Source organism: Streptomyces sp. ITFR-6 (assembly GCF_031844725.1).
Lineage (GTDB): Bacteria > Actinomycetota > Actinomycetes > Streptomycetales > Streptomycetaceae > Streptomyces.
Genome location: NZ_CP134612.1, coordinates 4,169,386 through 4,190,704, shown reverse-complemented (window position 1 = coordinate 4,190,704; position 21,319 = coordinate 4,169,386). Strand labels below are relative to the sequence as shown.

The window sequence follows — 21,319 nt, the reverse complement described above, 5'->3', positions numbered from 1 at the left end:
GTTTCACGTGAAACACCCTTCAGTCCACGGCGTCGCCGGGGCCCACGGTAGATCGAGGATCTCCACCTCGGTGCCGGACCGTACCCCGCCCGGCTCCACGACGGCCAGCCCGTCCGCGGCGGCGATCCCGCGCAGCATGGCGGGACCGTTGTAATGGAGGGGTACGACGTGGTCTGTCCCACCGCTGGTTCCGGCTTGTGCGAGCCCGCTGGGGGCTGCTTCAACGCGATAGACGACCGGGACCAGCCGGGTGTCGTGCGGGTGGCCGTGCACGTCGTCACGGACCGCGACGCGGTAGAGATCCTGCGATGTCCGGCCCGCCAGCCCGCTGAGCAGCGGCTCGGCAAGCGTGAGGAGCCCGGACACGGCGGCCAGCGGGTTGCCGGGCAGCCCCACGAGATACGGCCCTCCGGCCCGCAGCCGGGCCAGCAGCATGGGATGACCGGGGCGGACGGCGACACCGTCGACGAGCAGTTCGGCCCCCAGATCGGCGAGTACGGGGTGCACATGGTCGACCGGCCCGGCGGCGGTGCCTCCGGTGGTGATGACCAGATCGGCCTCGGAGAGGACGAGCGCCTGGCGGAGTGCCTCCGCATCGTCACCGAGTCGGCGGGGCGCGGAGACCTCGGCGCCCAGGGCGTGCAGCCAGGGGCCGATCATCGGGCCGAGTGCGTCACGGATCAGTCCGTCGTGGGGCAGCCCGGCCGTCAGCAGTTCGTCGCCCAGGACGAGGACGTCGACGCGCGGCCTGGGGCGGATGAGCAGTTCGTCGTACCCGGCGGCGGCGGCCAGCCCGAGCACGGCGGGCGTCACCAGCGTTCCGGCGGGGAGGAGTTGCTCCCCGGACCGGCACTCCTGGCCGCGCGGCCTGATGTCCTGCCCGGGGCTCACCTGCCGCCGCGCGTACAACAGGCCTTTCGACTCGTCGGCCTCCGCGTGTTCGCTGCGGATGACGGCGGTCGCGTCCGCCGGGATACGGGCGCCGGTGGCGATCCGTACGGCGTCGCCGTCCGGGAGCGGGGCGGGGCAGGCGCGGCCCGCGAGGACGCCTTCGTGCTGCCGGACGTGCCAGGGGCCCGGTCCCGCGACGGCCCAGCCGTCCATGGCGGAGGTGTCGAAGGACGGGAGATCGGTGAGCGCGGCAAGCGGTTCGGCCAGCACATGGCCGAGCGCCTGATCGGGGGGGACGCGCCCGGTGCGGGGAGGAAACCCCAGCCCGGCACGGGCCGCGACGGCTCGCGCCTCGCCCCACTGGGTCGCTCGGATACGCCGGGGGGCGGGGCCCGGGTCAGGACGCGGGCCGGTGCCGGGGCTGCCGACAGGCGCGGCACCGGGGGCTGGGTCGCGGTACGGGCCGGGGTGCGGGTCGGGGTGCGGGTCGGGGCCCGGCTGTCGGCCCACCAGCGCGAGGGCCTGCGCGACCGCCCGCTCCTCGTCGGCATCGGCATCGGCCCTGGCCCTGGCCCTGGATACCCGCCGCGCTTCGGCATCGGCATCGGCATCGGCATCGGCGGAGTCGGGCGGCTCGGGGGATTCAAGGGAATCGAGGGAATCAGAGGGTTCGACGGACTCAGCGGACTCGGGAGACCCGGCGGCCCCGGCGCCTCCGGACGGGCTCTTCGCGGCAGCCGGGGGGCGCCCGGTACTGCCGCTGCGGCCCTTCATGGCGTCCCGGTCTCGTCCGCCCAGCGGAGAGCGAGCGCGGCGGCCTTGCGGGCGGCCTCGGCCACCGCCTCGGCCCCGCCCCCGTCGCTGCTCGCCTTCGCCGCCGCGTAGCCGACCAGGAAGGTCGTCAGGGGCGCGGCGGGCCTGGCGACACCGTGGGCGGCGTCACGGGCGAGGTCGAGCAGGACGGCGGTGTCGACGTCGAGTTCGATAGCCAGTTCGTTCTTGACTGCGGTGATCCATTCGTCCAGCACACTCCCATGTTCTCTGATGCGGGCCCTGGCCGAAGCGATGTCCTCCCAGGTGTCGCAGTCGAACGAGGCGAGCGGGTCCGCCGCCACCCGGGAAAGCCGCAGCTCGTGCGTCAGCAACCGCAGCGGCAGTCCGGCGAGTCCACCGTGCTCCGCGGCGAGCAGCGCCAGCTCCCTGCGCAGCGGCTCCGCACGGTAGACGGCCACCAGCGGCTGGTCGCGGCCGTCCCCGTCGGTGCAGACGGCGCCCTCCGCGTCATCCAGGCCGGCGGCTGCCAGCAGGGCCCCGACCGTGTCCGCCCCCAGGAAGGGCAGATCTGTGGAGAGCACCAGAAGGCGTTCCGCCCCGGTGTGCCGCACCCCGGCGTCGAGCGCGGCCAGCGGACCCCCGCCCGGGGGCTCTTCGCGTGCCCAGGTCACCGCACGCGCGGTGGGCCGCCTGCCCCCGACCACCACCGTGGTCCCGGCATCGGAGCAGGCCGAGAGCACCCGGTCGAGCAGCGCACGGCCACCGACCCGGAGCCCCGGCTTGTCAGCACCGCCGAGCCGCTTCGCGGCACCCCCGGCGAGGACGATGGCGTCATACGCGGTCATGCCCCGAGTATGCGTGCCGTCCGGGTCGGGGAACCTTCCGGGCCGGGGAACCTTCCGGGCCGGGGAACCTTCCGGGCCGGGGAACCTTCCGGGCCGGGGAACCTACAACGTCCGCAGGAGCACCGCCGGCTGTTCCACGCAGTCGGCCACGTAGCGCAGGAAGCCTCCCGCCGTGCCGCCGTCGCAGACCCGGTGGTCGAAGGTCAGCGAGAGCTGGACGACCTTCCGCACGGCCAGCTCGCCCTCGTGCACCCACGGCTTGGGGACGATGCGGCCGACGCCGAGCATCGCCGCCTCCGGGTGGTTGATGATCGGCGTGGATCCGTCCACCCCGAACACCCCGTAGTTGTTGAGCGTGAACGTGCCTCCGGTCAGCTCCGCCGGCTTCAGCGTTCCCGTCCTGGCGGCCTCGGTGAGCCTGGTGATCTCGGCCCCGATCGACTCGGTGCTGCGCGCGTGCGCGTCCCGTACGACGGGGACGACGAGCCCCCGCTCGGTCTGGGCCGCGAACCCGAGGTGCACACCGGGCAGCCGCACGATCTCCCGCGCTTCCTGGTCCACCGTGGAGTTCAGTTCCGGGTACCGGGCCAGGGCTGCGGTGCAGATGCGGGCAAGCAGCGCGAGCACCGACACCTTCGGCCCCGCGCCGGAACCACCGGCGCCGTTCATCGCCGCTCTGGCTGCCATCAGCTCGGTGGCATCGGCGTCCACCCAGCAGGTGGCGTCGGGGATCTCGCGCCGGCTGCGCGCCAGCTTGTCGGCGACCGCGCCCCGTACGCCTCGCAGCGGAACGCGCTCACCGGCGGGGTGTACGGCTGCCGGTTCCGTCGCTGCGGCCTCCTGCTGGGTCTCGGTCCCGGACCGGATGGCGGACTCCACATCGGCGCGCAGGATCAGCCCATCGGGCCCGGAGCCGGCGAGCTGCCGCAGATCGAGGTCGTGCTGCCGCGCGAGCTTGCGCACCAGCGGGGAGACGACGGCGACCGGCCCCCGTACTCCGTCCGACGCACCGGAAGCAGCGGAAACAACAGGAGGAGCAACAGAAGCAACAGCAGTGACAGGAGCCGCAGGAGCCGAGGGAGCCGCAGGAGCAACAGTCGCGGGGGCCGGTGCCGAGAGTCCCTCCGGCCGGACCCGCCTCCGGCGGACCGGCGGTGCGCCGGTCCCGTACCCCACCAGCACATTGCCGGACCCGGACGGCTCCGCCTCCGCGGCCTCCGTACTCCCGGACGGCTCCGGCTCGACGGACCCGACCGCGACCGTCAGCAACGGTGCCCCGACCGGCAGTTCCTTGCCCTCCTCACCGAACCGTGCGGTGACCACGCCCCCGTACGGGCACGGCACCTCCACCATCGCCTTGGCCGTCTCGACCTCGACGACCGGCTGATCGATGGCGACGACGTCGCCGACCTCCACCAGCCAGCGCACGATCTCGGCCTCGGTCAGACCCTCGCCGAGATCCGGAAGCTTGAATTCGAGTACCTGCGGCATCAGTGCTCCGCCTCCCACTGCAGTCGCGCGACGGCGTCGAGCACCCGGTCCACGCCCGGCAGGTGGTGCCGTTCCTGCATGGGCGGCGGATACGGGATGTCGAAACCGGCGACGCGCAGCACCGGCGCCTCCAGGTGGTGGAAGCAGCGCTCGGTGATCCGCGCCGCGATCTCGCCGCCCGGACCGCCGAAACCGGTGGACTCGTGGACGACGACCGCCCGCCCGGTACGCCGCACGGACGCGGCCACCGTCTCGTCGTCGAACGGCACCAGCGAGCGCAGATCGACGACTTCGAGGTCCCAGCCCTCCCCGACCGCCGCCTCAGCGGCTTCCATGCAGACGGGCAGCGAGGGCCCGTACGTGATCAGGGTCGCGCTGCGTCCGCTCCGGCGCACGACGGCCCGCCCGATGGGCTCCACGGCGGCGGGCGCCTGCGGCGACCAGTCCGCCTTCGACCAGTAGAGCCGCTTGGGCTCCAGGAAGACCACCGGGTCGTCGGAGGCGATCGAGGCCCTCAGCAGCCCGTAGGCGTCATCGACCGTGGCGGGTGTGACGACATGGAGACCGGGGGTCGCCATGTAGTACGCCTCCGAGGAATCGCTGTGGTGCTCGACGCCACCGATGCCGCCGCCGTAGGGCACCCGGACGGTGATCGGCAGCGGCATGGCGCCGCCGGTCCGGTTCCGCATCTTGGCGACATGGCTGATGAGCTGCTCGAACGCCGGATAGGCGAAGGCGTCGAACTGCATCTCGACGACGGGCCGCAGCCCGTACATCGCCATGCCGACGGCCGCCCCGAGGATGCCGGCCTCGGCCAGCGGGGTGTCCGTGCAACGGTCCTCGCCGAACTCCTTCGCCAGGCCGTCGGTGATCCGGAAGACGCCGCCGAGCGTCCCGACGTCCTCCCCGAGGACGTGCACGGAGGGGTCCTCGGCCATCGAGTCGCGCAGCGCGCGCCCGAGGGCCTGCGCCATGGTGGCGGGTTTGGCCTTCGCCGTCCGCCCGGTGGCCGTGGCCGCTGCGGTGGTCATCGCCCTGCTCCCCCGTCGTCCGTGCCGTGCTGCCCGTTCTCCGCGTCCATCTCGACGCGCAGCTGGGCCGCCTGCTCGCGCAGCTGCGTGGTCTGCTCCGCGTACACCTGGGCGAAGAGATCCATCGGGTCGAGCACCGGATCCGCGTTCATCCGCTCGCGCAGCGCGGCCGCCATCCGCTCCGCTGCCGACCGCGCCTCCTCGATGCCGTCATCTCCGAGCAGACCGCGAGCGGTCAGCTCACGCTCCATGAGCCGGACCGGATCGTGCGCCCGCCACGCCTCGACCTCGCTGTCGCCGCGGTAGCGGGTCGCGTCATCGGCGTTCGTATGCGCGTCCATGCGGTAGGTGATGGCCTCGACGAGCGTCGGGCCGCCGCCGCTCCTGGCCCGCTCGACCGCTTCGGAGAGCACCTGGTGCACGGCCGCCGCGTCGTTCCCGTCGACCAGCCGGCCCGGCATCCCGTATCCCACGGCCTTGTGCGCCAGGGAGGGTGCCGCGGTCTGCTTGGCCAGCGGTACGGAGATGGCGAAGCCGTTGTTCTGCACGAGGAAGACGACCGGGGCCTTCCACACGGCGGCGAAATTCAGCGCCTCGTGGAAATCACCCTCGCTGGTGCCGCCGTCGCCCACCAAGGCGAGCGCGACCACGTCGTCACCCTTGAGCCGCGCCGCGTGCGCCAGACCCACCGCGTGCGGCAGCTGGGTGGCGAGCGGGGTGCAGAGCGGGGCGATGCGGTGCTCGCGCGGGTCGTAGCCGGTGTGCCGGTCACCACGCAGCAGCGTCAGCGCCTCGACCGGGTCCAGCCCGCGCGCCACGGCCGCGAGCGTGTCGCGGTAGCTGGGAAAGAGCCAGTCCCGCTCCTCCAGCACCAGGGCGGCCGCGATCTCGCAGGCCTCCTGGCCGGTGCTCGACGGGTAGACCGCGAGCCGCCCCTGCTTGGTGAGGGCGGTCGCCTGGGCGTTGTACCGCCGGCCGCGCACCAGTTCGGCGTAGAGCCGCAGCAGCAGCTCGGGGTCTGCGTCGGCCGCGGCGTCCGTACCGAGCACGCGGTACGGCTCGGGGTCCGGGAGCAGCGGCGCCGGGTCGGTGAGCGGCTTCCACGCCGGGGGCGGAGTGGGCTGGTAGGCGGCCGCGCCGGGCAGCTCTTGGACCGTCATGACAAGCACCTCCTGGCATCGAGGGGCATCTATGGGTGTCGCGGGGTGCCGAAATATGTAGAAATATCAACGACTGCGTGAGGCGCGACTGTGGTGCGTCTCACCTACCGATTGTTCGGTCGCGAGCGCATTTTGGCTACAGGCACCATCAGCCTGTGGACAAACGGTTCTCCACAGCCTGGGATGGAGACAGCTCGTCCAGGACAGGGAGGCGCGGGAACATGGCAGCTGAACAAATGGCCGAGGGGGGCGAGGACCCCGGCAGAACCCCTCCGGCACGGCCGCTCGACTCCACCGACCGCGCCATCGTCCGGTTGCTCCAGACGGACGGCCGGGCCTCGATACGGTCGGTGGCCGATCGCGTTCACGTGTCACGCGCCAACGCCTACGCCCGGATCAACCGGCTCATGGATGACGGGGTGATCCGCGGCTTCAGCGCGCGGGTCAACCACGAGCGGGCGGGGCAGGGGGCCTCCGCCTACATCACGCTCAAGATCGTCCAGAACTCCTGGCGCACCGTCCGCGAGCAGCTCCAGGCGCTGCCGGGAGCCACCCACATCGCGCTGGTCAGCGGCGATTTCGATGTCCTGCTGCTGGTGCACACGCAGGACAACCAGTCACTGCGCGATCTGGTGCTGACCAGGATCCAGTCCATCCCGGAGGTGCTCTCGACCCGCACCCTGCTGGTGTTCGAGGAGACGGACCTGGCCCCGGGACCGGACCGCCCCACGGAGCTCACCTGAGGCCCGGCAGCTTCGGCCCGGAGCCCCAAACCGGAGGCTCGGCCCGGGGATGCTCCGACCCGGGAACGCTCCGGCCCGGGGAGGGCCCGCCCCGGGGGCGCTCCGGCCTCGCTAGGACTTCATCCCGTCGAAGGCGAGACGCACGACGGTGTCCGCCAGCTGGTCCCGCTCCGCACCACCGTCGGGCAACGGCCGGTACCACTCCACCAGCGAGTTGACCATGCCGAAGAGCAGCCGGGTCGCAAGGCGTATGTCCACGTCGGAGCGGAGATCGCCGTCCGCGACCGCGGACTTCAGCAGATCGCCCACCCGCTGGTCGAACTCGCGCCGCCGATCCAGCGCCCAGCGCTCCGTCTTCGTGTTGCCCCGCACCCGCAGCAGCAGCGTGACGTAGGGGATTTCGGCTATCAGTACCTCGACCGTACGGCGGGTGACGTACTCGACGCGCGCGATCGCGCGACCACGCGTCGCACCCGGTTCTTCGAGGATTCCGAAGAGCCCGTCCAGCGCCCGGCTGACCGCTCGCCGCAGCAGTTCCTCCTTGCCGGACACGTGGTGGTAGATGGACGACTTGGAGATCCCCGCCGCCTTCGAGAGGTGCTCCATGGACGTGCCGTCGTAGCCGCGCTCGTTGAAGACACGGACGGCGACGGTGAGCAGAGTCTCCGGGGTGTACGTGTCCCGCTTGGCCGTGGTCATGCCAGCGATCCTCCCCTACGGGTTATCCACAGGTTTCGTGGGGCCCCTTGTCCCGACCGATCGTTCGGTTACTCTAACTCTGTCCGCCCGTCCCTGCCCAGCTCGATGAGGAGTTGGTCCGTCATGGCCGCCGAGCTCTCCCCGCACCTGCTGACCGAGAAGCACCGCCCCACGCTCGACCGGGCCCTCGACGCGATCCGCTCGCGTGCGTACTGGTCCCCGCACCCCGAGCACCCGAAGGCGTACGGCGAGGGCGGCGCCCCCGGCAGCCTGGGTGCCGCCGAGGGCAAGGCCGCCTTCGACGCCGTGCTCAACACCCGTATCGACCTCGGCCAGCCGGGCACCGACGGGTGGACGGGCGGGGAGACCTCCCCGTACGGGCCGGAGCTCGGCGTCGAGTATCCGCACGCCGATCCGGATGTCCTGATCCCGGCGATGCGCGCGGGAATGCCGGCCTGGCGCGAGGCGGGCCCCGAGACCAGGGCCCTGGTCTGTCTGGAGATCCTGGCCCGGATCAGCGCCCGCACCCACGAGTTCGGCCACGCGGTGATGCACACCAGCGGCCAGGCCTTCATGATGGCGTTCCAGGCCGGTGGCCCGCACGCCCAGGACCGCGGCCTGGAGGCGGTGGCGTACGCGTACGAGGAGCAGGCCCGCGCCCCGCGCACCGCGGACTGGTCCAAGCCGCAGGGCAAGCGCGATCCGATCGAGCTGCACAAGACGTTCACCGCGGCGGGCCGTGGTGTCTCGTTGCTGATCGGCTGCAACACCTTCCCCACGTGGAACGGCTACCCGGGCCTCTTCGCCTCCCTCGCCACCGGCAATCCCGTCCTGGTCAAGCCGCATCCCCGCGCGGTGCTTCCGCTGGCCCTCACGGTCCAGCTGGCGCGTGAGGTGCTCACCGAGGCGGGCTTCGATCCCAACCTGGTCGCCCTTGCCGCCGAGCGGCCCGGCGAGGGCATCGCCAAGACCCTGGCGCTCCGCCCGGAGATCCGGATCATCGACTACACCGGGTCCACCGCGTTCGGTGACTGGCTGGAGGCCAACGCCCTTCAGGCGCAGGTCTACACGGAGAAGGCCGGGGTCAACACGATCGTCCTCGACTCCACGGACGACTACCGGGGCATGCTCTCCAACCTGGCGTTCTCGCTCTCCCTCTACAGCGGCCAGATGTGCACCACCCCGCAGAACCTGCTGATTCCGCGCAACGGCATCACGACGGACATCGGTGACAAGACGTACGACGACGTGGTCGTCGACATCGCCGCGGCGGTCACCGGCCTCCTGGGTGACGACGCACGGGCCAACGCCCTCCTCGGCTCCCTGGTCAACCCGGAGGTGCGGGCCCGTCTGGAGGCCGCCGCACAGCTGGGCGAAGTCGCCCTGCCCCCAAGGGAAGTGGCCAACCCGGACTTCCCGGAGGCGGTGGTCCGTACGCCCCTGATCGTCAAGCTGGACGGCGCCAAGCCGGACGAGGACTCCCCCTACCTGTCGGAGTGCTTCGGCCCGGTCTCGTTCGCCGTCGCGGTCGACTCGACGGCCGACGCCGTGGAGCTCCTGCGCCGGACGGTCCGCGACAAGGGCGCGATGACGGTGGGCGCGTACACCACGTCACCGGAGGTCGAGAGCGCACTGGTGGACGTCTGCCTGGACGAGTCGGCCCAGCTCTCGCTGAACCTGACGAGCGGGGTGTACGTGAACCAGACCGCGGCGTTCTCCGACTTCCACGGCTCGGGCGGCAACCCCGCGGCCAACGCGGCCCTGTGCGACGGGGCCTTCGTCTCCAACCGCTTCCGCACCCTGGAAGTCCGCCGCCAACGCTGACCACCCACCGCGAATCCAGCCCGCCCGCCCGCAAATCCAGCCCGTCCTGCGTTTGAGGACCGGGGGCCCGGGGGCCCGGGGGCCCGGGGGCCCGGGGGCCCGGGGGCCCGGGGGCCCGGGGGCCCGGGGGCCCGGGGGCCCGGGGGCCCGGGGGCCCGGGGGCCCGGGGGCCCGGGGGCAGAGCCCCCGGTTACGGGAAGGGGCGGGTAGGGGAAGGCCGGCCGCAGGCCCCACCCGCACCCGCCCCGACGCCCAAGCCCACCCCCGGGCCCCCGCCCCAGGCCCGCCCTACACCCCCGCCCCAGGAATATCCGCATGCCGCTGCACCCACGCATGCATCGCAATCGCCGCAGCCGCCCCCGCATTGATCGACCGCGTCGACCCGAACTGCGCGATCGAGCACACCATCGAGGCGTGCTTCCGCGCCTCCTCGGTCAGCCCCGGCCCCTCCTGCCCGAACAGCAGCACGCACCGCCGCGGCAGCTCGGTCCGCTCCAGCGGCACGGCACCCGGCAGATTGTCGATACCGATGATCGGCAGCCCCGCGGCCGCGGCCCAGGCGGTCAGATCCGCGGTGTCGGGGTGGTGGCGGACATGCTGGTAGCGGTCGGTGACCATCGCCCCGCGCCGGTTCCAGCGCCGCCGCCCCACGATGTGGATCTCCTTGGCGAGGAAGGCGTTCGCGGTGCGCACCACGGAGCCGATATTGAAGTCGTGGCCCCAGTTCTCCACCGCCACATGGAAATCGTGCCGCCGTAGATCCAGATCGGCGACGATCGCCTCCCGGGTCCAGTACCGGTACGCGTCGCCCACATTGCGCCGGTCGCCGTGGGCGAGCAGCTCGGGGTCGTAACGCTCGCCCACGGGCCAGGGCAGCGGGTGCGGCCCGACACCGATCTCCGTCCCGAACCCGTCGTCGTACTGAGCCGGCTCGTCCACCACGTACTCATCGGTCGACGCATTCCTACTGGTACCGCTGGTACCGCTGGTACCGCTGGTACCGCTGGCACCACTCGTACTGCCGGTGTTACCGGTCTCGCTGCTCACCCGACGAGCGTATGGCCCCCGCTGCCGCTGTGCTCCGGTGCCTCCCGGTCCTCGGCCCCGTCCCGGGGTGGCGGGACCTTGCCACGCCCCCGGGACAGCATTTCCCGCCCGAGGGCCGCCCGGCCCCCCAGCCACACCAGGAAGACGGTCGGCAGGAAGACGGCGTCCGCGGCGATCATGGCCATCGAGAAGAAGGGCAGACCCAGCAGCAGGGCGATACCGGCGTGCTCCCCGATCATCACGACGAGCAGGACGTTCTTGACCCGCCGGTTGAACAGGGTGAAGGGGAACGCGACCTGCACGATGACCGTGGCGTACGTCAGCACCATCACCATCACCCCGCTCGATGCGAGGAGGTCCGAGAGGGCGGGCCACGGCGTGAAGTAGTGGAGCTGGAGCGGGAAGTACAGCGCCGTGCCGTCCTGCCACCTCGACCCCTGGATCTTGTACCAGCCGGCGGTGGAGTAGATCAGACAGACCTCGGCCATGATCACGACGAGGGTGGCGTTGTGCGCGAGGTTGGCGATGACGTCGAGCAGGGTGCGCGGCTCGCTGTGCGGCGCGTACCGGTTCACGGCCCACCAGACGCCATGCCCGGTCCACAGAATCCAGAACAGCACCGGCAGCCACACGGTTCCGCCCAGGTGGTCCGTCCCCGTGGCCCAGACGAGCACGGCTCCGTACGCCATCCACAGCAGCGGACCGGCCACATCCCCACGCGGCGAGCGCCCGCCCTTGTCCGTGTCCACGCTCCCGTCCACGACCCCGTCGGCGCCCCCGTCCGCCGTCAGCGCCGCCCGAGCTCGGCGCGCCGCGCGGCGGGCGTCCAGCGACCAGACCTGCCCGCACCGGGTCAGCACCAGATAGATCGCCATCAGGTGCAGGACGTTGTCACCGCCGTCGCCCATGAAGATGCTGCGGTTCTGCAGCGACAGCACTCCCACCATGAACAGGACGGACATGGCGCGGGTGTGCCAGCCCACCAGCAGCAGCGCGGCGGCGATCAGCGCCAGCGCGTACACGATCTCGAACCAGACGGTGCTGTCCGTCCACATGAGGGTGGTGAACGCCTGGTTGTTCGAGATCAGCTGTTCCGCCATGTCCCAGCGCCACGGGGCGTCGGGGCCGTACATCTCGTGCCGGTGCGGCAGCTCCCGCAGCAAGAACAGCAGGTAGGTGGCGGAGAAGCCGATCCGGATGACGGCGCTCTGGTACGGGCCGAGGGACGAGGCGGTGATGCGCTGGATACCGCGGGCGAGCCCACGCGCGCGGCGGGGCCGGCGCACTGGTCCGAGCGTGCTGCTGGGTCCAGGCGCGCTCACTGATCCAGGCGTGCTCACTGGTCCGGGCGTGCTCACTGGTCCGTCTCCTTCAGGTCCGCCGAGCCCTCGGGGAGGTCGGCTGCGGTGACGTTCCACCACGGCAGCACCCGGTAGGACGGTTTCGTACTGATCTTCTCGTCGCTCCACGGAGGCGCCGCGACGGACCGCACCTCGGAGCGGACCTGGATCCGTTCGACGGTGCCGCCGTAGTCGTGTTCGCCGAGGCGCAGCATGACTATCCGGCGGATGTACTGCTCGGAGAGGGTGCCGCGCAGTCCGTTGGCCCGGTTCTTGCTGTCGTGGGACCCGAGGTAGAAGTCCCAGCCCCGGCGGAGTTCGTTCTGCTGGACGTGGCTGGGCAGCGGATTGCCGCGTATCGCCTTGCCGTCCTCGCCCGAGAGGCTCATCCAGGGGGTGGTCCGACGGCCGTCGGGACCGGCTATCTCAGCTCGCACGTGCACGGCGACGTTCTGCTGCAGCGGATTGGGGGCGAAGAGCTTCCAGTTCTGCTCGAACTCCGGATAGATCCATTCGTCCACACCCTTGCCGTGCTGCTTGGTCAGGGTGTTGGAGGGGGCGACGTGCAGAAACACCATCGCCAGCTGAGTGCAGGTGACCAGCCCGATCACCGAGAGCGCCACAGCGGCGGCGACCTGGTAGGGAAACGACAGCCCGGCCATTCCGGAACGGGACTCCGAACCAGCGTCTCCGCGAGGGTCCGTACCCGGACCCGGACCCGGACTAGGTATCGGGCTCTGGCTCGGGCTCGGACTCGGCTCCGGATCGGGCTCCGCACGGGTACCGGGCTCGGCACCGGGGCCGGGCTCCGCACGAGGATCGGGAACCGTTGGAACGTCCCCCGAATCGGGACCGGCAACGCGTCCGTCCCTGCCGCCGACGCCCCTGTCGTCGTACGAATCCATCCCGCCCCGATCCCCGTCGATCCCGGTCAGTTATCCACAGGGTTGACACCCTACGGGCCGCAGACTCACCATTGAAGACATTGAACCGAACGATCGGTCGGTAGGGAGTCCGGGATGGCGGCATTGACTGCGGGCCAGGCAGCGCAGGCGACAGCGGGCAGCACCGATGGGGCGGACGGGGCCCTGGTGGCGGCCTTCGACGCCGCGGTGACGGCCGACGAGCGCATCGAGCCGCGCGACTGGATGCCCGATGCCTACCGCGCCTCGCTGGTCAGGCAAATGGCCCAGCACGCCCACTCCGAGATCATCGGCATGCAGCCCGAGGCCAACTGGATCACCCGCGCGCCCTCGCTGCGCCGCAAGGCGATCCTGATCGCCAAGGTGCAGGACGAGGCGGGACACGGCCTCTACCTCTACAGCGCGGCCGAGACCCTCGGCACCGGCCGCGAGGAGCTGCTCGACAAGCTCCACGCGGGCCGCCAGCGCTACTCGTCGATCTTCAACTACCCCACCTTGACCTGGGCGGACGTGGGCGCGATCGGCTGGCTCGTGGACGGGGCGGCGATCACCAACCAGGTGCCCCTGTGCCGTTGCTCCTACGGCCCCTACGCCCGCGCGATGGTCCGCATCTGCAAGGAGGAGTCCTTCCACCAGCGCCAGGGCTACGAACTGCTGCTGGCCCTCAGCGGCGGCACGGCCGCCCAGCACGAGATGGCCCAGGACGCGGTGAACCGCTGGTGGTGGCCGTCCCTGATGATGTTCGGCCCGCCGGACGACGCCTCGTCGCACTCCGCCCAGTCGATGGCCTGGAAGATCAAGCGTCATTCCAACGACGAGCTGCGGCAGCGCTTCGTCGACATCTGCGTCCCGCAGGCGGAGGTGCTGGGCCTCACCCTCCCCGACCCGGACCTCCGGTGGGACGAGGAGCGCGGTCAGCACGACTTCGGGGCGATCGACTGGACGGAGTTCCAGGAGGTCCTGAAGGGCAACGGCCCGTGCAACGAGGAGCGCCTCAGCCAGCGCCGCCGGGCACACGAGGAAGGCGCCTGGGTCCGCGAGGCAGCCGCCTCCTACGCACAGAAACAACAAGAACAGCAGACGCAACAGACGCAACGGGCGCAACAGACGTCCACGACGCAGACGACGGTCGTACCGAACGGGGAGGCGACAGCATGAGCAGCTCGACCGAATGGCCACTGTGGGAGGTGTTCGTGCGCTCGCGGCGTGGCCTCTCCCACACCCACGCCGGCAGCCTGCACGCCCCGGACGCCGAGATGGCGCTGCGCAACGCACGCGATCTGTACACACGCCGGTCCGAAGGTGTCTCCGTCTGGGTGGTGCCGTCCACCCAGATCACGGCGTCCTCGCCGGACGAGAAGGACACGTTCTTCGAGCCGGCCGGGGACAAGCCCTACCGGCACCCCACGTTCTACAAGATCCCGGAGGGGGTGAAGCACCTGTGACCGCGGCCCTCGCCCTGGGCGACGACGCGCTGGTGCTGTCGCACCGGCTGGGGGAGTGGGCGGGCCACGCCCCCGTGCTGGAGGAGGAGGTGGCCCTCGCCAACATCGCCCTGGACCTGCTGGGCCAGGCCCGCCTGCTGCTCTCCCTCGTCGGGGACGAGGACGAGCTGGCGTATCTGCGCGAGGAGCGCGCCTTCCGCAACGTCCAGCTGGTCGAGCAGCCGAACGGCGACTTCGCCCACACCATCGCCCGCCAGCTCTTCTTCTCCGTCCACCAGCACCGGCTGTACGAGCGGCTGGCGGCCGGTGACGGCGAGTTCGCGGGCATCGCGGCGAAGGCCGTCAAGGAGGTCGCCTACCACCGGGACCATGCCGAGCAGTGGACCCTGCGCCTCGGTGACGGCACGCCGGAGAGCCACGACCGGATGCAGCGCGCGGTGGACGCGCTGTGGCGCTTCACCGGTGAGCTGTCCCAGCCCGTCGAAGGCGTCGAGGTGGACTGGAACGCCCTGCGGGGCAACTGGCTGGCCTCCGTCACCACCGTTCTGGAGCGGGCCACGCTGACCGTGCCGACCGGCCCGCAGTCCGGCGCCTGGACGGCCGGAGCGGGCCGCCAGGGCATCCACACAGAGCACTTCGGCCGGATGATCGCCGAGATGCAGCACCTGCACCGCAGTCACCCGGGGGCGTCATGGTGACCCGTACGGCGCTGGAGGACGAGCTGCGCGGCCTCGCCGGCTCCGTCCCCGACCCGGAGCTGCCGGTGCTGACCCTGGAGGAGCTGGGCGTGCTCCGGGGTGTGGAGGTGCTGGCACCGGGCCGCGTCATGGTCCGCCTCACCCCCACCTACACCGGCTGCCCCGCGATAGAGACGATGTCCACGGACATCGAGCGCGTGCTGCTCGACCACGGCATGACCGAGGTCTCCGTGGTCACCGTCCTCACCCCGGCCTGGTCGACGGACGACATCAGCGCGGAAGGGCGCCGCAAGCTAACCGAGTTCGGCATAGCGCCTCCTCGGTCGCACAGCACGGCCTCGCCCGCCGCCGGACCCGTGCCGCTCGCCCTTTCGGTGCGCTGCCCGCACTGCGGCTCCACCGATACGGAGCTGCTGAGCCGGTTCTCGTCCACCGCCTGCAAGGCGCTGCGCAGGTGTGTGTCATGCCGCGAACCGTTCGACCACTTCAAGGAGTTGTAGATGTTCCATCCGCTCCGGGTCAGCGCGATCGAACGGCTCACGGACGATTCGGTCGCTGTCGACTTCACCGTGCCGCCGGATCTGCGCGAGACCTTCCGCCACAGACCCGGCCAGCACCTCAATGTCCGCTACACCGTCGACGGTGAGGAGGTCCGCCGCTCGTACTCGATCTGCGCACCGGCCACCGAGCAGCCGGCCGAGCCGCGCCTGCGGGTGGGCATCCGGCTCGTCGACGGCGGCGCGTTCTCCACCTACGCGCTGAAGGAGCTCGCGGTCGGCGACCAGGTCGAGGCGATGCCCCCGATGGGCCGCTTCGTGCTCACCCCGCGAGCCGGGCAGTTCGCGGCGGTCGTGGGCGGCAGCGGGATCACCCCGGTGCTGTCCATCGCGGCGACGCTGCTGGCGCGGGAACCCGACGCCTCGTTCTGCCTGATCCGCAGCGACCGGACCGCCGCGTCGACGATGTTCCTGGACGAGGTGGCTGACCTCAAGGACCGCTATCCGGACCGGTTCCAGCTGGTCACCGCGCTCTCCCGGGAGGAGCAGCAGGCCGGTCTCCCCTCGGGCCGGCTGGACCGCGACCGGCTCACCGGACTGCTGCCCGCGCTGCTCCCGGTGGCCGATGTGGACGGCTGGTATCTGTGCGGCCCGCTCGGCCTGGTGCGGGCCGCCGAGGGCGCGCTGCACGGCCTGGGGGTCGAGCGGGCCCGGATCCACCAGGAGATCTTCCACGTCGACGACGGGCCCGGCGCCGCGGCCCGCCCCCGGATCGAGGCTCCGGCGGACAGCATGCTCACGGCGACCCTGGACGGCCGCTCGGGCAAGTGGCCCGTGCAGGAGGGCGAATCGCTGCTGGAGACGGTGCTCCGCAGCCGCTCGGACGCGCCGTACGCCTGCAAGGGGGGCGTGTGCGGTACGTGCAGGGCCTTCCTGGTCTCGGGCGAGGTGCGGATGGACCGCAACTTCGCGCTCGAACCGGAAGAGACGGGCGCCGGCTATGTACTGGCCTGCCAGTCCCATCCGGTGACCGGGGAGGTGGAACTCGACTTCGACCGGTGAGCACGTGAGCGCGCCACACGGCGCACCCGCCCCCGCACCGGGCAGCACCGAACCGCACCGCGCCTGTTCCCTTTTTGTAGAACCTGTTCTATCTTGACGCACCGTCAGGTCCAGCACGGGCACAGCGGTTCGCGGGAGGCCAGGACAGTGGACTTCACCTACACCGAGGAACAGCAGGCAGCCGCGGAGGCGGCACGGGCCGTCTTCTCGGGCGTCGCGCCCGACGCGGTTCCCAGCCCCGCACTCGTACCGGGTGCGGTGGCCGAGGACATCGACAGGCCGCTGTGGGCCCGGCTCGCCGCCGGGGATCTGCTGAGCCTGACACTCTCGCCCGAGCACGGCGGGGCCGGCCTCGACCTGATCACGCTCTGCCTGGTGCTGCGCGAGTCCGCGAAGGTCCTCGCCCGGGTCCCGCTGCTGGAGACGTGCGCGGTCGCGATGGCGCTCCAGCGGTACGGGGACCAGGGGCTGGCCGCCGAGCTGCTGCCCGGCGTCGGCCGCGGTGAGCTCGTCCTCACCGTCGGAGCCAACGGGCGCACCGGCCACGATCCGGCCGAACTCGCCGTCACCGCCCGCCCGGACGGCACCGGGCACGAGGGAGACAGCCCGGAAGCCGGCTGGGTGCTGGACGGCGTGCAGTCGGCTGTTCCGTGGGCGCAGACCGCCGACTGGATCGCGGTGCCCGCCCACACCGGGGACGGCCGCGCCGTCGTGGCCATGGTCCGGCGCGTCCACGACGGCCTCACCGTCGCGGAGCAGGTCTCCACCAGCGGTGAACTGTTCGGTGAGGTACGGCTGGACGCGGTACGGATCGCGCCCCGCGAGCTGATCGACGCCGTCGGCGCCTGGGAGTGGCTGCACGCACTGCTCACCACCGGAACCTGCGCGCTCGCGCTGGGGCTGGGTGAGGCCGTGCTCGCCATGACGAGTGAGTACACCGGAAAGCGCGAGCAGTTCGGCTTCCCGGTGGCGACCTTCCAGGCCGTCGCCGTACAGGCCGCCGACCGTTACATCGACCTGCGGGCCATGGAGGTCACCCTCTGGCAGGCCGCCTGGCGGATCGCGACCGGCGGGGGTGGCGCGCTGCCGCCCGCGGGCGATGTCGCCGTCGCGAAGATCTGGGCGTCGGACGGGGTCCGCCGGGTCGTGCAGACGGCACAGCACCTGCACGGCGGCTTCGGCGCGGACACCGACTACCCCTTGCACCGCTTCCACGCCTGGGCGAAGCAGATCGAGCTCTCCCTAGGCCCGGCCGCCGCCCACGAGGAGGCTCTGGGCGACCTGCTGGCCGCGCACTCCCTGGACTGACCCCGCACCGCCACCGGGGCCGCCGGGAAACCGGAAGAGCCCATCCGGTTTCGCAGCCACCCGGGCCCCAGGCGGCGGACGGTCAGGCGACGAAGGCAGGGTTTCCGCTGTCGGTGACCATCGGGCGACCGGCGGCGTCCCAGGCGAGCATTCCGCCGTCGATGTTCACGGCGTCGATGCCCTGCTGCACCAGGTACTGGGTGACCTGGGCGGACCGGCCGCCGACCCGGCACATCACATGCACGCGCCGACCGTCCTCCGCCGCCTCCGTGAGCTCACCGGAGCGGCCCACGAAGCCGCTCATCGGAATGTGCAGGGCGCCGTCGACGTGCCCGGCCGCCCATTCCTCGTCCTCCCGTACGTCCAGCACGAGGCCGTCCGCCGGCACCGCCGTCACATCGACCGTGGGGAGCGGGCCGAAATTCATGGGTCACGCCTTCTTTCGTTGGTTACGCTCCGAAATCCCCGGAAACGCTACTGCACCAGGGCTGCCAGCTCCGCCTCACGCTGCGCCACCTCGCCCAGCAGCTGATCCGCGATCTCTTCGAGCAGGTGATCCGGATCGTCGGGCGCCATCCGCAGCATGGCGCCGATCGCGCTCTGCTCCAGCTCCTGCGCAAGCACCGTCAGCAGCTCCTTGCGCTGGGTCAGCCAGTTCAGCCGGGCGTAGAGCTCGTCGGCCTCCCCAAGCTCGGCCTCCGGAGCGGCCGGTCCGGCCGCCCACTCCTGGGCCAGCTCCTTGAGCAGTTCCTCGTCCCCACGCCCGTACGCGGCGTTGACGCGGGTGATGAACTCGTCCCGGCGGGCCCGTTCCTCCTCGTCCTGGGCCAGATCCGGATGGGCCTTGCGCGCCAGCTCGCGGTACAGCTTGCGGGCCTCCTCGGTCGGCCGGACCCGCTTCGGCGGCCGGACGGGCTGCTCCGTCAGCATCGCGCTCGCCTCGGGGGAGAGCCCGTCGGAGTCCATCCAGTCGTGGAACAGCTCGTCCACACCCGGCATGGGCATCACGACCGCCCGCGCCTCCTGCGCCTTGCGCAGATCCTCGGGGTCACCGGTCCTCGCGGCCCGCGCCTCCGCGATCTGAGCGTCGAGCTCGTCGAGACGCGTGTACATCGGGCCCAGCCGCTGGTGATGCAGCCGGGAGAAGTTCTCCACCTCCACCCGGAAGGTCTCCACCGCGATCTCGAACTCGATCAGGGCCTGCTCAGCGACCCGCACGGCATGCGCGAGACGCGCCTCGGGCCGCGGCTGCTCGGCAGGCCCGCCGTCGGCGCCGTCGGCCGACGCCCCGGCGGGAGGAGCGGTCTCGGCGCGCGCGTCATCCGGGCGGCCGGGCCGCTCGTCCTGCCGGTCCTGGTCCTGCCGGTCGTCGTCCTGCCGGTCATCGTCGTTCCGGGTGGTCGGCACCCCGGCGGCTTCGTGGGTCACCCGTCCAGCGTATGGCCACGGGCGACGCCCCGGAGACGCGCGGTCCGCACAACGGATGTCACACCCCCGGCTCTGCCTCTGTCCGACCGGCGGCGATCGCCCGCACGAGCTCGGCGTGATCCGCCTCCGTACGGTCCGCGTAGGTCACCGCGAACGCGGCCAACGCCTCGTCCAGCTCGTCGTTCTTGCCGCAGTAGCCCGCTATGAGCCTCGGGTCCGCGCTGTGCGCGTGCGCACGGGCCAGCAGCGCGCCGGTCATCCGGCCGTAGTCGTCGACCTGGTCGGCGGCGAGGGCCGCCGGGTCGACGCTGCCCTTGCGGTTCCTGAACTGCCTCACCTGGAAGGGCCGCCCGTCCACGGTCGTCCAGCCGAGCAGGATGTCGCTGACGACCTGCATCCTCCTCTGCCCGAGCACCACCCGGCGCCCCTCGTGCCCCACCGCCGGCACCTCGAACCCGGCAGCCGGCAGATGGGGAGCCAGCACCGAGGGCCTGGCCTCCTTCACCTGAAGCACCAGCGGCTCGCCCCGGTGATCCAGCAGCAGCACCACATAGGAGCGGGTGCCCACGCTCCCCGTGCCGACCACCCGGAACGCCACATCGTGGATCGCGTACCGGGCGAGCAGCGGCACCCGGTCCGGTGAGACGGTGCCCAGATAGTCACCGAGCCCCGCCGCCACGGCCGCGGCCTCCGCGTCCGGCACCCGGCGCAGCACCGGCGGTGCGTCGACGAATCGGCGTCCGCCGTCCCCCGACTCCTCCGTGGACTTCGCGGCGAAGCGGGCGCTGGTGTTGTTGCGGGCCTTCTCGGAGACCCGCTCCAGCGTGCCGAGGAGATCACGCGCGTCCGTGTGCGAGACGAGCTCCTCGTCCGCGATGGCGTTCCAGGCGTCGAGCGCGGGCAGCTTGGCCAGGAGCCGCATCGTCCGCCGGTAGGCGCCCACCGTGTCGTACGCGCCCCTGCGGCACGTCTCCTCGTCCGCGCCGGCCTCACGGCCCGCGAGCACCAGTGAGGTGGCCAGGCGCTTGAGATCCCACTCCCACGGCCCGGTCACGGTCTCGTCGAAGTCGTTCAGGTCGATGACCAGGTTGCCGCGCGCATCGCCGTACAGACCGAAGTTGGCCGCGTGGGCGTCACCGCAGAGCTGGGCCGCCACACCCGTGACGGGGGTGCCCACCAGATCGTGGGCCATCAGCCCCGCCGAACCCCGGAGAAAGGCGAACGGGGTGGCCGCCATCCGCCCCACCCGGATCGGCGTGAGCTCGGGCACCCGGCCCCGGTTCGACTCCTCGACCGCCCGGACCGCGTCGGGCCTGCCCCCGGGCAGGACCAGCGACGCGTGCGAGGACCGGGGCACACGCGCACGCAGCGCCTTGCCCGCGCCCCGCGGCGACTGCGGGCCACCGGGCCCCTTCGGGTACCCGCGCCGGGCGAATCCGGGCACGACCGGAATGCGCGGACCCCCCTCCGCGGCCCGCTGTACCGGCACCGTCGCTTCGATCTCACCCATGGCGCGCAGCTCCCCCGGCCTCGCCCGAAACCGCCGTCCGGCGCCCCGGTCCAACATCAACTGCTGACGAAGGTACCGCCGTTCACCGGCAGCCGTCTCCCCCTGTGGATGACGGCTCAGAGCACCTGTGGAAAACCCCCGGCACGCCGGACCTAGCAGTCGCCCCCGCCGTCCGTCAGATGCGTCTCCGCCCAACGCCCCAGTTCCTTGAGCGCGGGCTCCATCGCGGCGCCGGCCTGGGTCAGGCGGTACGAGACCCGCAGCGGCGGCCCCTCGTCCACCTCCCGGACCACCAGCCCCGCCGTCCCCAGTTCGGACAGCCGGTCCGAGAGCATGCGCTCGCTGATGCCGGGAATCGCTCGCCGCAGATCGGCGAAGTGCACGGGCTGCTGCATCAGTACGGAGACGATCGGCCCCGTCCAGCGCTTGCCGAACAGCTCGAAGACGCGGCTGATGCTCACGTCGACCCGTCGGCACGCCTGCTCGCTGTGATCCGCCATACGCCCAGGGTACTGCGCCATCACAAGGGACTTACGATTAGTAAGGCACTATGTTATCACTAGGTACATACGAAAATCAGCCCCGCCTCACCGGCCCGCCTGG

The 21,319-nt window shown here is 71.7% G+C and carries 21 protein-coding genes; 8 read left to right on the top strand and 13 right to left on the bottom strand.

Features of this window, described 5'->3' with window-relative positions; genetic code table 11:
- Nucleotides 1-3 precede the first annotated feature (3 nt).
- The 5 genes from RLT59_RS18965 to pdhA all read right to left on the bottom strand — a co-directional run bounded on the left by RLT59_RS18965 (nt 4) and on the right by pdhA (nt 6,192).
- On the bottom strand, nt 4-1,665 hold the full coding sequence (locus tag RLT59_RS18965) for a molybdopterin molybdotransferase MoeA (RefSeq protein ID WP_311304494.1): 1,662 nt from the start codon (nt 1,663-1,665) through the stop codon (nt 4-6).
- The gene (locus RLT59_RS18960; protein ID WP_311304493.1) at nt 1,662-2,510 is read right to left on the bottom strand and encodes an NTP transferase domain-containing protein; all 849 of its coding nucleotides are present in this window, start codon (nt 2,508-2,510) and stop codon (nt 1,662-1,664) included. The genes RLT59_RS18965 and RLT59_RS18960 overlap by 4 nt, the downstream gene beginning before the upstream one ends.
- 102 nt (nt 2,511-2,612) lie before the next feature.
- Nucleotides 2,613-4,001 carry a dihydrolipoamide acetyltransferase family protein gene (locus RLT59_RS18955; protein ID WP_311304492.1) on the bottom strand — a complete coding sequence of 463 codons (1,389 nt, stop codon included), beginning with the start codon at nt 3,999-4,001 and terminating at the stop codon, nt 2,613-2,615.
- Entirely contained in the window at nt 4,001-5,032 is a 1,032-nt protein-coding gene (locus RLT59_RS18950; protein ID WP_311304491.1) for an alpha-ketoacid dehydrogenase subunit beta, read from the bottom strand. The genes RLT59_RS18955 and RLT59_RS18950 overlap by 1 nt, the downstream gene beginning before the upstream one ends.
- Nucleotides 5,029-6,192 (bottom strand): pyruvate dehydrogenase (acetyl-transferring) E1 component subunit alpha, encoded by a 1,164-nt coding sequence (gene pdhA, locus RLT59_RS18945; protein WP_311304490.1) that lies wholly within the window; start codon nt 6,190-6,192, stop codon nt 5,029-5,031. The genes RLT59_RS18950 and pdhA overlap by 4 nt, the downstream gene beginning before the upstream one ends.
- Before the next feature lie 236 nt (nt 6,193-6,428).
- Here pdhA and RLT59_RS18940 point away from each other — a divergent pair, with 236 nt between their 5' ends.
- Entirely contained in the window at nt 6,429-6,935 is a 507-nt protein-coding gene (locus tag RLT59_RS18940; RefSeq protein ID WP_311307776.1) for an Lrp/AsnC family transcriptional regulator, read from the top strand.
- Nucleotides 6,936-7,046: 111 nt separating this feature from the next.
- On the opposite strand, the gene RLT59_RS18935 is transcribed toward RLT59_RS18940, so the two are convergent.
- The gene (locus RLT59_RS18935) at nt 7,047-7,634 is read right to left on the bottom strand and encodes a TetR/AcrR family transcriptional regulator (RefSeq protein WP_311304489.1); all 588 of its coding nucleotides are present in this window, start codon (nt 7,632-7,634) and stop codon (nt 7,047-7,049) included.
- A 123-nt stretch (nt 7,635-7,757) separates the two neighbouring features.
- Here RLT59_RS18935 and paaN point away from each other — a divergent pair, with 123 nt between their 5' ends.
- The gene (gene paaN / locus RLT59_RS18930; RefSeq protein ID WP_311304488.1) at nt 7,758-9,458 is read left to right on the top strand and encodes a phenylacetic acid degradation protein PaaN; all 1,701 of its coding nucleotides are present in this window, start codon (nt 7,758-7,760) and stop codon (nt 9,456-9,458) included.
- Nucleotides 9,459-9,746: 288 nt separating this feature from the next.
- On the opposite strand, the gene RLT59_RS18925 is transcribed toward paaN, so the two are convergent.
- The 3 genes from RLT59_RS18925 to RLT59_RS18915 form a co-directional block, all read right to left on the bottom strand.
- Complete coding sequence (locus RLT59_RS18925; RefSeq protein ID WP_311307775.1) at nt 9,747-10,400, bottom strand: TrmH family RNA methyltransferase; 654 nt, start codon at nt 10,398-10,400, stop codon at nt 9,747-9,749.
- Nucleotides 10,401-10,501: 101 nt separating this feature from the next.
- On the bottom strand, nt 10,502-11,791 hold the full coding sequence (locus RLT59_RS18920) for an HTTM domain-containing protein (RefSeq protein WP_311304487.1): 1,290 nt from the start codon (nt 11,789-11,791) through the stop codon (nt 10,502-10,504).
- A gap of 68 nt (nt 11,792-11,859) precedes the next feature.
- Complete coding sequence (locus RLT59_RS18915; protein ID WP_311304486.1) at nt 11,860-12,750, bottom strand: DUF5819 family protein; 891 nt, start codon at nt 12,748-12,750, stop codon at nt 11,860-11,862.
- Between the two features lie 114 nt (nt 12,751-12,864).
- Between RLT59_RS18915 and paaA the strand changes: the two genes are divergently transcribed.
- From paaA to RLT59_RS18885, 6 genes are all read left to right on the top strand, one after another.
- Entirely contained in the window at nt 12,865-13,926 is a 1,062-nt protein-coding gene (paaA, locus tag RLT59_RS18910; RefSeq protein WP_311304485.1) for a 1,2-phenylacetyl-CoA epoxidase subunit PaaA, read from the top strand.
- Nucleotides 13,923-14,213, top strand: coding sequence for a 1,2-phenylacetyl-CoA epoxidase subunit PaaB (gene paaB, locus RLT59_RS18905; protein ID WP_311304484.1), 291 nt, complete (start codon nt 13,923-13,925; stop codon nt 14,211-14,213). Before paaA ends, paaB begins: the two co-directional genes overlap by 4 nt.
- Nucleotides 14,210-14,911, top strand: coding sequence for a 1,2-phenylacetyl-CoA epoxidase subunit PaaC (gene paaC / locus RLT59_RS18900; protein ID WP_311304483.1), 702 nt, complete (start codon nt 14,210-14,212; stop codon nt 14,909-14,911). The genes paaB and paaC overlap by 4 nt, the downstream gene beginning before the upstream one ends.
- Nucleotides 14,905-15,411, top strand: coding sequence for a 1,2-phenylacetyl-CoA epoxidase subunit PaaD (gene paaD / locus RLT59_RS18895; protein WP_311304482.1), 507 nt, complete (start codon nt 14,905-14,907; stop codon nt 15,409-15,411). Before paaC ends, paaD begins: the two co-directional genes overlap by 7 nt.
- Nucleotides 15,412-16,470, top strand: a complete 1,059-nt coding sequence (locus RLT59_RS18890) for a 2Fe-2S iron-sulfur cluster-binding protein (RefSeq protein ID WP_311304481.1) — start codon at nt 15,412-15,414, stop codon at nt 16,468-16,470.
- Nucleotides 16,471-16,617: 147 nt separating this feature from the next.
- A complete protein-coding gene (locus RLT59_RS18885; RefSeq protein ID WP_311307774.1) occupies nt 16,618-17,778 on the top strand; it encodes an acyl-CoA dehydrogenase family protein in 1,161 nt (386 codons plus the stop codon).
- 82 nt (nt 17,779-17,860) lie between these two features.
- Here the strand turns inward: RLT59_RS18885 and RLT59_RS18880 are convergent, their stop codons facing one another.
- The 4 genes from RLT59_RS18880 to RLT59_RS18865 form a co-directional block, all read right to left on the bottom strand.
- Nucleotides 17,861-18,205 carry a rhodanese-like domain-containing protein gene (locus tag RLT59_RS18880; protein WP_311304480.1) on the bottom strand — a complete coding sequence of 115 codons (345 nt, stop codon included), beginning with the start codon at nt 18,203-18,205 and terminating at the stop codon, nt 17,861-17,863.
- 47 nt (nt 18,206-18,252) lie between these two features.
- Complete coding sequence (locus RLT59_RS18875) at nt 18,253-19,206, bottom strand: J domain-containing protein (RefSeq protein ID WP_311304479.1); 954 nt, start codon at nt 19,204-19,206, stop codon at nt 18,253-18,255.
- 58 nt (nt 19,207-19,264) lie between these two features.
- Nucleotides 19,265-20,716, bottom strand: a complete 1,452-nt coding sequence (locus RLT59_RS18870; protein ID WP_311304478.1) for a DUF2252 domain-containing protein — start codon at nt 20,714-20,716, stop codon at nt 19,265-19,267.
- 152 nt (nt 20,717-20,868) lie between these two features.
- On the bottom strand, nt 20,869-21,216 hold the full coding sequence (locus RLT59_RS18865) for a winged helix-turn-helix transcriptional regulator (RefSeq protein ID WP_073733281.1): 348 nt from the start codon (nt 21,214-21,216) through the stop codon (nt 20,869-20,871).
- Nucleotides 21,217-21,319 lie beyond the last annotated feature (103 nt).

Coding starts and splice junctions, on each gene's coding strand:
- RLT59_RS18965 (WP_311304494.1), bottom strand. CDS start 1,665: ATGAAGGGCCGCAGCGGCAGTACCGGGCGCCCCCCGGCTGCCGCGAAG.
- RLT59_RS18960 (WP_311304493.1), bottom strand. CDS start 2,510: ATGACCGCGTATGACGCCATCGTCCTCGCCGGGGGTGCCGCGAAGCGG.
- RLT59_RS18955 (WP_311304492.1), bottom strand. CDS start 4,001: ATGCCGCAGGTACTCGAATTCAAGCTTCCGGATCTCGGCGAGGGTCTG.
- RLT59_RS18950 (WP_311304491.1), bottom strand. CDS start 5,032: ATGACCACCGCAGCGGCCACGGCCACCGGGCGGACGGCGAAGGCCAAA.
- pdhA (WP_311304490.1), bottom strand. CDS start 6,192: ATGACGGTCCAAGAGCTGCCCGGCGCGGCCGCCTACCAGCCCACTCCG.
- RLT59_RS18940 (WP_311307776.1), top strand. CDS start 6,429: ATGGCCGAGGGGGGCGAGGACCCCGGCAGAACCCCTCCGGCACGGCCG.
- RLT59_RS18935 (WP_311304489.1), bottom strand. CDS start 7,634: ATGACCACGGCCAAGCGGGACACGTACACCCCGGAGACTCTGCTCACC.
- paaN (WP_311304488.1), top strand. CDS start 7,758: ATGGCCGCCGAGCTCTCCCCGCACCTGCTGACCGAGAAGCACCGCCCC.
- RLT59_RS18915 (WP_311304486.1), bottom strand. CDS start 12,750: ATGGATTCGTACGACGACAGGGGCGTCGGCGGCAGGGACGGACGCGTT.
- paaA (WP_311304485.1), top strand. CDS start 12,865: ATGGCGGCATTGACTGCGGGCCAGGCAGCGCAGGCGACAGCGGGCAGC.
- paaB (WP_311304484.1), top strand. CDS start 13,923: ATGAGCAGCTCGACCGAATGGCCACTGTGGGAGGTGTTCGTGCGCTCG.
- paaD (WP_311304482.1), top strand. CDS start 14,905: ATGGTGACCCGTACGGCGCTGGAGGACGAGCTGCGCGGCCTCGCCGGC.
- RLT59_RS18890 (WP_311304481.1), top strand. CDS start 15,412: ATGTTCCATCCGCTCCGGGTCAGCGCGATCGAACGGCTCACGGACGAT.
- RLT59_RS18880 (WP_311304480.1), bottom strand. CDS start 18,205: ATGAATTTCGGCCCGCTCCCCACGGTCGATGTGACGGCGGTGCCGGCG.
- RLT59_RS18870 (WP_311304478.1), bottom strand. CDS start 20,716: ATGGGTGAGATCGAAGCGACGGTGCCGGTACAGCGGGCCGCGGAGGGG.
- RLT59_RS18865 (WP_073733281.1), bottom strand. CDS start 21,216: ATGGCGGATCACAGCGAGCAGGCGTGCCGACGGGTCGACGTGAGCATC.